Source organism: Bacillus sp. mrc49, assembly GCF_002803435.1.
On sequence record NZ_PHNG01000651.1, the window covers coordinates 1 to 8,590 of the forward strand.

Sequence of the window (8,590 nt, forward strand, 5' to 3'; positions counted from 1 at the left end):
CCAGTGTGGCCGATCACCCTCTCAGGTCGGCTACGCATCGTCGCCTTGGTGAGCCATTACCTCACCAACTAGCTAATGCGCCGCGGGCCCATCTATAAGTGACAGCGTAAACCGTCTTTCCATCTTCTCTCATGCGAGAAAAGAACGTATCCGGTATTAGCTCCGGTTTCCCGAAGTTATCCCAGTCTTATAGGCAGGTTGCCCACGTGTTACTCACCCGTCCGCCGCTAATCTCAGGGAGCAAGCTCCCGTCGATTCGCTCGACTTGCATGTATTAGGCACGCCGCCAGCGTTCGTCCTGAGCCAGGATCAAACTCTCCGAAGAAATGTTTGACTTGCTCATTTGCTTTTTTAATAGTGTGTGCTCACTTAAAATTTAAACGTTGGCGCTTTGTTTTGTTCAGTTTTCAAAGAGCAATTTTCACAATCGTCTGTATCGACGGCTTGTTTATTCATCATAACACACTATTGATTAGTTGTCAACTTCTGCGAAGTTTTTAACTTATTTTAAATCGCTGTGTTTCTCAGCGACCATTTCATCTTATCATTTTCATAGTAAGAAGTCAATAGTTATTATTCCTTTTAGTGCTTTACCAAAAGCTGATGAAGTTGTTGATGTGGTGCTTATTTATATTATCCCTTTTGTTCCTTAAAGTCAACAAGTTTTCATGCAATTTCTTTATCATTCATTTATCCTAATATATTCACCCCAATGCCAAAAGCAACTTGCTTCCTTTACATGATTTCCAAGCATCAATTCCAGGATTAACAACGATATAGCCCAGCCTTTTCTTTGTCCAAATATTAAAAAATATTTTTTTTACAATTTTACTTTCTTGTACTATAATAAATTTATTTTAGAAATTTCAGGATAGGCTTTTAATCATTATAAAATAGTTGGGAGAGGGATTTATAAATGATTAATAAAAACACACCTTTGAGGATGCAAAGTATCGTTTTTATTGGCTTTATGGGGGTTGGAAAAACAACGATCGGTCAAAAGGTTGCACAGAAGCTATATAGGGACTTTGTGGATATAGATCGGGAGATTGAAAAGGAATTCAATATGCCCACTACAGAAATTTTCAAAGAGTTTGGGGAAAAAGTTTTTCGCGAAAAAGAAAAAAGCATGATAGAAGGCTTTAGTAAACAACAACTGAAAATAATTTCCGTCGGCGGAGGGGCATTTTTACAAGAGGATATAAGGAATATTTGTTTATCCAATTGCATTGTCTTTTACCTCGATTTATCTTGGGACTATTGGAAAGAGAGAATTGGATTGCTGATTGATAGCAGACCGGTCCTACAAAGCCGCACCCTTGAAGAAATCGAAGAACTTTTTTACACCAGGCAGGAGATATACTCCTATCATCACTCAAAAGTGAATACGAATGACCTTGATGTAGACGAAGTGGCTGATTTTATAGTCGATTCACTAAAAGTGGCCTGGGATATTTACGAACCGCTAAAGTAAATCCCATCCAAATTAAATAAGAATGGTAGATCAGATGAAAAGGATACAGCGGCAGTTTACCATCCCCTGTAAGCTAATCATCTTTTCATTATTCTTTATTAGGAAGACTCCCTGACAATCAATTCGGGAGTTAATATGATCCGCTGCTGCTCACGTTTAATTTGTTCCATTTGCTGGTACAAAAGGTTCGCTGCCTCTTTTCCCGTACGTCTAGGAAATGAGGAAATGGTCGTTAAAGGAGGATGATAGATCTCTGCTACTGGAACATTATCGAACCCTATGATATCCATATCTTTTCCAGGAGTATATCCTTTCATCCTTAATCCTTGCATGACACCGAAGGCGATTAAATCGCTAAAGCAAAAAATGGCAGTTGGAGGTTCGGGATTTTCAAGCACTTTCAATACAGCCTCCAGTCCACCCTCGCGTGTAGGTGCACTATCTATCATTAGCGATTCATCCACTTCCAGGCCTGCATTTGAAAGGGCTTCGCTATACCCCTCCATTCTCTCAATCCATGTAGAAGATTCCCTGATTCCGCCAAGCAGTGCAATTCTTTTATGTCCCTTCTTAATAAGATGATCAACGGCAATTCGGGCACCTTCTGGATAATTGATCCCGACATAGTCGCTATTCACTCCAGGCAATTCTCTAACGGCAAGGACCATTGGCGTGTCAATGTCATTTAATCGCTCAACTGTCTCTTGTGTGCTTTCCGAGACGGGACAAAGAATCAATCCTCCGACCCTATGCTCCAGCATGGTTGATAGGAGATGGTCTTGCTTGGTGACCGAATCGAATGTGGTCCCCAGTAACACCGTATAACCGACTTCATCCAATGCGTCGTGAACACCGATCAAGAATTCAGAAAAAAAGGTGTTAGAAATATCAGTAATGATGATCCCTACAGTATCAGAACTTTGAGACCGTAGATTTGCGGCAACTCTGTCATATACATAGCCCAATTCCTGCATTGATTTTAAAACCTTTTTCCGTGTCGCATCGGATATCCTTGGATTATTACGAACGATAAGGGATGCGGTGGAAGTGGACACGCCTGCATGTTTCGCAACCTGTTGCAATGTGACTCGGGCTTTTTTGGATTGCTTCATAGTTCCATCACCATCTTGAATGTATTTTTATTGTATATATGATTATCATGTTCTTACTATAATAATATAGTTGTTCCCATTAGCATACCCCTCCTTTTGGGACATATGGTTTTCAACGATCGATTCACCAAACATTACCCATGGCTACTGATCATCTCATGCTTTGTCAATTTTTTATAACGATAATTAACGAATGCTGCAGCCAGGATTCCTAAAGTCGCAATAAAACAATCGAAGAAAAAAATATGTGATATATCCCCGCCCTTGGCAATTAACCCTGTTGCAATCGGCAAAATGACGCTTGCCAAACTGGAAGCTGTTGCGACGATACCTGTGACGGTCCCTTTTTTTCTCCAGAATAGTTCCGTCATTATGGCAATGGTTAATTGAAATATCCCCGCTGTCGAGGCGCCTAGAAAAAATGAAGTGATGCTTAGGACGGTAGGTGAATGAACCGTTAAGATGATGATGACTGTAAGTAACGTTATCATTGGATAAAGTAAGATCACTGTCACAGGCTTGATCCATTTGTTCAATAAGATGGACAATAGCAAGACGGAAACGAGAGATCCTACACTATAATAACTCAATAATTTAATCGACCCTGCATGGGACATTCCTGCGACTTCGTGACCGAAACTCGGTAGCCAGATTTGTGAAACGGTAAATAATGCAGTCGATGTAAAGCCGATAATGATCAAGGCCAAGCCCTCCCTCCAGAATTCAGGCTCGGTTATAAATCGGCTCCTTTCAAAATCATCTTCATCACTGGCAGCATCCGATTTACTTTTCGTAAATGAAGCTGAAAGTATAAGAAGCAAGTTAATGAAATAGATCGCAGCAGGAATTAAAAAGGCAAAGCCATAAAATAAATGATTGTTGGATAGAAACAAGATGATGAATGGCAATATCGTGGCACCAAGTGAGCCAAAAGCCTTTACCATGACACTCGCTGACCCAGCCGATTCAGGAAACATTTCCGTTAACGCCGGATATGTACCAGCATCCATGGCTGAGTTGGAAACTCCTGCCAGCAACGCAAACACGAACGCGATTTCGTATGTGGGGGAAAACGGAATCCCAAGCAAAAAAACTCCCATCAGGAACGAAGAGGTTATGATTAATGGCTTCCTGCCGAATTTATCTGACAGCACTCCCGAGAGCCCATAAGTAAGTAATCTCCCAACCCCTATCGCGGCAATGAGATAACTGATGCCTGTGGAATCCGTATTCCATTGCTCGGTTAACGAAGACATGTTTGAGGCAAGGATTATATTTACCATCCCTAGTAGAAAATAGTTGATGTACATGCCAGATGCGGCTTTATACTTTTTCATTATTACACCCCTATAATAAATCACAATGATCTTACTCCCCTAAAATTCTAAAAAACTGAATGTATTTAAGTCTCCCCTATATGATATCCATTTAACTGAAAAACCACTTTCAAAAAAAAATGCTAAGAAATACAAGGAATCACTCCCTGTATTTCTTAGCTCCGAGGTTTACCTCAAGTATCAAACCTTATTATGATAAATGGAGGTCAATCCCAAAGTGAAAGCTCCTTATTCTGCAAACAATTGCTCTTTGATATATTCGACTGGCATCTGTTGTCCTGTCCAAAGTTCAAAGGCCAGTGCACCCTGCCAAAGCATCATTCCAAGACCATTAATGGCAGTAGCGCCAGCAGCTTCAGCTTGTTCCATCAATTTCGATTTGCGCGGGATGTAAACAACGTCGGTTACGATTAGGTCAGGACGTAACATGGATTCATCTTGAATCACGCTTAACCCTTCAAGTGGTTTCATACCAACGCCCGTACCATTTGCCAAAATATCGCTACTTAATATTTCAGCCCTTAATTGTTCAACATTTTCAAGAGGATAAACGTTAGCTTTCACGTTTAAATGCTTCATATCCTCATTGATGATACGTACATTCTCCTCTGCTTGCGGGAAGAATGCATCATCACGAGCAAAAATGCTGATTTCAGCTATGCCTTCCAATGCAGATTGAATGGCAATAGGAGTGGCAGCCCCGCCAGAACCGATAAGCGTCATTTTCTTTCCTTTAATGTCTATACCATGTTCTTTCAGGTTCCGGGTATAACCCATTCCATCAGTGCTGTGACCAACGAATTTCCCATCAACATTGACAACCGTATTAACAGCTCCTGAGAATTTGGCGCTGTCTGCCAATTCATCAAGATATGGAAGGATTTTCATTTTGTTCGGCATGGAAACGTTAAACCCTTTTACGTTTAACGCGCGCATTCCTTTCACAGCATCTTCAAGCTTTTCATTTCCTACCTCAAAAGCTAAATAAGCGCAATTCAATCCCAATTGATCAAAAGCCATATTATGCATGGCAGGTGATAAAGAATGTCCGATAGGCGTTGCAAGTAAACCGACTAATTCCGTTTTCCCATTAATTCGTGCTAGATTTTCCATGTTGATTCCCCCTGGTTTAAATTGATAAGTTTATATAAATTCCTTCTTGGAAGAAATTCGACGGATTAAATATTTTGATCAATGATTTCCAGTACACTTCTTAATTGGCTCACCGGTATTTGTCCCGGAGCAGATGCTTCTTTTCCAGCCCCAAAGGTACAAGCAGATCCAAACACCGCACCCGCTAATCGACTGACCAAACCAGTACCCGCCATAGACATCGTTATGAACGGCCGGTCGGCATATTTTGTTTTCATCGTATGGGTGGCATCCAATAAAACAAGTAAATCACCAACACTTTGGGGCATTACGGCGATTTTCGGAATATGGGCCCCAAATTCCTGCATCTTACGCAGTCGGTAAATGATTTCTTCTTTTTCCGGTGTCTTATCGAAGTCGTGATTACACATTATTACGTAGACCCCATTATCTTCTGCTATCTTCACTGTCTCTTTTACTTTCGATTCTTCAAAAAACAGCTCTACATCAACAAGGTCAATAGCCTTTGTTCTGATGGCTGTATGAAGCAGCCTAAAATAAAGCTCCTCAGTGATTTCCTTGTTGCCGCCTTCTTTATGGCTTCTGAAAGTGAACAGAATCAGGGTTCTCGGTAATGAACGCTTAAGCTTAGCAATCATTTCCGCAACAGCCTCTAAATTTTCAACCTCTTCGTAAACGTCTGCTCGCCATTCAATGATATCCGGCGCTAGTGCATGTACCGTTTCAACTTCTTTAAGCAGCTCTTTTTCAGTTGTCGCCATTAATGGAACGATAATCTTTGGAACTCCTTCTCCAATCGTTACGTCTCTGATGGTGATGGTTTGCATGGACAATTCCCCCTTAAACATTAACAGTTGGTATGCGATCGATGGTACTCGCCTTCTTAATTGGCTGGAACCTTAATTACTTTTTTATATCTGTAAGAAACGAATACAGCCAAGATAATGCTAATGATCGCAATGGCAACGTCAAATAAGAATACTGCAGTCAAACCGGCGCTTTTAGAAATGATCCCAGTAACGAAAGGAATGATGATAAAAGCAGAACTTGCCGCAATGTTTACATATGATGTAATCGTCCCTTTTTTTGCTGGGAAGAATTCAGTAATTATTGTCATGGCCAGTTGGAACACCCCTGCAGTTGAAAGTCCAATGAGGAAAGTGCTCAAAACAGTCATGAATGGCTGCTGGATGTAAATGAGAGCTAATAAAGATAATGCAGCTACAATTGGATAAATGATCATGACGGTAATTGGTCTTATTACCTTATTCAATAGTACTGCCAATAAAATGACGGAAACGAGGGACCCGATGCTATAGTAACTAAGCAGTTGAACAGCCTTGGCTTGGCTTAATCCCAATACTTCTTGTCCGAAATTCGGCAGCCATACTTGTACAAGCATGAATAAAGCCGTTGATGTGAATCCTAAAAGGATGACCGCCAATCCTTCCTGGGCAAACTTAGGTTTTGAAAGGAACTGGCCTTGTAACGTTGCAGCTTGTTCTTCACCTTGGTTTTCAATCGGCGCTTTATGGTTTGGGAATGAAACCTTAAGCAAGAAAAATCCATTCACGAGATATACAGCAGCCATCAAGAAGAATGTATAGCCATAAAACATATCCCTGGCGATGAAGAATGCCATGATGATTGGAAGCAGGGCCGCCCCGACGGAGACGAAAGCCTTTATCAATACAGTAGCCGAGCCCGCTTTCTTTTGAAACGCTTCAATAAGTGCAGGGTACGTACCAGCGTCTAAAAATGAGTTGGCGATACCAGCACATATTGCGAATATGAATGCCAATGTATAGTTTGGAGCCAAAGGAATGCCTACGAGGAAGATTAAATAAATAAAAGATGCAGCAACTACAAATGGCTTCCTTCCTAATTTATCCGACAACCTGCCGGCAAAAAACAATGAAACCAATTTACCGATTCCTATTGCGGAGACCAAGTAACTAATACCTGAAGCACTCGTATTCAATTGCTCCGATAAATTTTTCATATTCGACCCGATAATGATATTGATCATACCTAAAATAAAATAGCTAATATATAAACCTGTTGCCATTTTAATAAATGGATTCTTCATGAAACACACCCCTATGATAGTTATTCAAATGTAATTTGATTCTTAAATCGTTCAGAAGTTTTCCCCTCGCCCCATATAATGAATTCAGGAACCAAATTACGGCGATTAAAACAATAACTACATTCAGCTAACCTTGGTATATCGTTCTACTTAAAAATATGGGTAGTATATCGTTCTACTAAATGTTCATGATTGGTTGGTATATCGTTCTACTACCAGAGCATTTTAGTATATCGTTCTACTAGTTTCTTTACCCATATTTTGAATGACGAACTCACCAAGTAATGTTGTTAACTTAATTAAGTATATCGTTCTACCTGAGTTATTATACTGCTCTAATTTAATTGTGTCAAACCTATGAAATAGGCCTGAATAAATACTGGCACTATCATTTATGAATTCGAAGGTCTCCCCAAAATTCGCTTTGACTTTATTATCATGCTATACCTTGCTTGCAAACAATTGGGGCTCAAGCATCTTCCCCTATAATAGACGCCCGGTCATTGAAACATCATTTGCATTTTCTGTTACCAAATTCTGAATTAATTTCTGTTTAACTAAAATACAGGAAATCCACCTATTTTATATCCAATCAAGTAACCATTTAATTGAAGGACGAATTATATACTGTCTGGGACGGATCATCTCATCGAAGGCCGAATTATATGCTGCCTGGGACGATTTATTTCAATTGAAGGACGAATTATCCGTTGATTTCCCTTCCCCCCCCAAAAAACGATCATATAATGGCGCAAAAAAAGACCAGCCGGATGGCTGATCTTTTTTCTAATGGCTTGGCGGCGTCCTACTCTCACAGGGGGAGACCCCCAACTACCATCGGCGCTGAAGAGCTTAACTGCCGTGTTCGGAATGGGAACGGGTGTGACCTCTTCGCTATCGCCACCAAACATATGAGGAACGTTGTTCCTTCAAAACTAGATAATAAGAAGGTATTTCATTTTTTCAAAAGCGTTGGTTAAGTCCTCGATCTATTAGTATCAGTCAGCTCCACATGTCGCCACGCTTCCACCTCTGACCTATCAACCTGATCATCTTTCAGGGATCTTACTAGCTTGCGCCATGGGAAATCTCATCTTGAGGGGGGCTTCATGCTTAGATGCTTTCAGCACTTATCCCGTCCGCACGTAGCTACCCAGCTATGCCTTTGGCAAGACAACTGGTACACCAGCGGTGCGTCCATCCCGGTCCTCTCGTACTAAGGACAGCTCCTCTCAAATTTCCTGCGCCCGCGACGGATAGGGACCGAACTGTCTCACGACGTTCTGAACCCAGCTCGCGTACCGCTTTAATGGGCGAACAGCCCAACCCTTGGGACCGACTACAGCCCCAGGATGCGATGAGCCGACATCGAGGTGCCAAACCTCCCCGTCGATGTGGACTCTTGGGGGAGATAAGCCTGTTATCCCCGGGGTAGCTTTTATCCGTTGAGCGATGGCCCTTCCAT

Annotated in this window: 6 protein-coding genes and 3 rRNA genes; 1 reads left to right on the forward strand and 8 read right to left on the reverse strand. The window is 41.3% G+C overall.

The genetic code is table 11. From position 1 onward, the window contains the following. Positions 1-325 (reverse strand): 16S ribosomal RNA (locus tag CVN76_RS08495); the annotation flags it as partial. A gap of 591 nt (positions 326-916) precedes the next feature. On the opposite strand from CVN76_RS08495, the gene CVN76_RS08500 reads away from it, so the two are divergent. Then, on the forward strand, positions 917-1,474 hold the full coding sequence (locus CVN76_RS08500; protein ID WP_100530910.1) for a shikimate kinase: 558 nt from the start codon (positions 917-919) through the stop codon (positions 1,472-1,474). A gap of 98 nt (positions 1,475-1,572) precedes the next feature. On the opposite strand, the gene CVN76_RS08505 is transcribed toward CVN76_RS08500, so the two are convergent. The 7 genes from CVN76_RS08505 to CVN76_RS08535 all read right to left on the reverse strand — a co-directional run. After that, positions 1,573-2,586, reverse strand: a complete 1,014-nt coding sequence (locus CVN76_RS08505; RefSeq protein WP_100530911.1) for a LacI family DNA-binding transcriptional regulator — start codon at positions 2,584-2,586, stop codon at positions 1,573-1,575. A gap of 134 nt (positions 2,587-2,720) precedes the next feature. Then, positions 2,721-3,923 (reverse strand): MFS transporter, encoded by a 1,203-nt coding sequence (locus CVN76_RS08510; protein ID WP_100530912.1) that lies wholly within the window; start codon positions 3,921-3,923, stop codon positions 2,721-2,723. Between the two features lie 228 nt (positions 3,924-4,151). Further along, positions 4,152-5,036 carry a shikimate dehydrogenase gene (gene aroE, locus CVN76_RS08515; protein ID WP_100530913.1) on the reverse strand — a complete coding sequence of 295 codons (885 nt, stop codon included), beginning with the start codon at positions 5,034-5,036 and terminating at the stop codon, positions 4,152-4,154. A 65-nt stretch (positions 5,037-5,101) separates the two neighbouring features. After that, positions 5,102-5,863: a type I 3-dehydroquinate dehydratase gene (aroD, locus tag CVN76_RS08520; RefSeq protein WP_100530914.1), complete on the reverse strand. Its 762-nt coding sequence runs from the start codon at positions 5,861-5,863 to the stop codon at positions 5,102-5,104. A gap of 56 nt (positions 5,864-5,919) precedes the next feature. Beyond that, positions 5,920-7,125, reverse strand: a complete 1,206-nt coding sequence (locus CVN76_RS08525) for an MFS transporter (RefSeq protein WP_100530915.1) — start codon at positions 7,123-7,125, stop codon at positions 5,920-5,922. A gap of 792 nt (positions 7,126-7,917) precedes the next feature. Continuing rightward, a 5S ribosomal RNA gene (gene rrf / locus CVN76_RS08530) occupies positions 7,918-8,033 on the reverse strand. Between the two features lie 64 nt (positions 8,034-8,097). Continuing rightward, positions 8,098-8,590: ribosomal RNA gene (locus CVN76_RS08535) — 23S ribosomal RNA — on the reverse strand; the annotation flags it as partial.

Coding starts and splice junctions, on each gene's coding strand:
- CVN76_RS08500 (WP_100530910.1), top strand. CDS start 917: ATGATTAATAAAAACACACCTTTGAGGATGCAAAGTATCGTTTTTATT.
- CVN76_RS08505 (WP_100530911.1), bottom strand. CDS start 2,586: ATGAAGCAATCCAAAAAAGCCCGAGTCACATTGCAACAGGTTGCGAAA.
- CVN76_RS08510 (WP_100530912.1), bottom strand. CDS start 3,923: ATGAAAAAGTATAAAGCCGCATCTGGCATGTACATCAACTATTTTCTA.
- aroE (WP_100530913.1), bottom strand. CDS start 5,036: ATGGAAAATCTAGCACGAATTAATGGGAAAACGGAATTAGTCGGTTTA.
- aroD (WP_100530914.1), bottom strand. CDS start 5,863: ATGCAAACCATCACCATCAGAGACGTAACGATTGGAGAAGGAGTTCCA.
- CVN76_RS08525 (WP_100530915.1), bottom strand. CDS start 7,125: ATGAAGAATCCATTTATTAAAATGGCAACAGGTTTATATATTAGCTAT.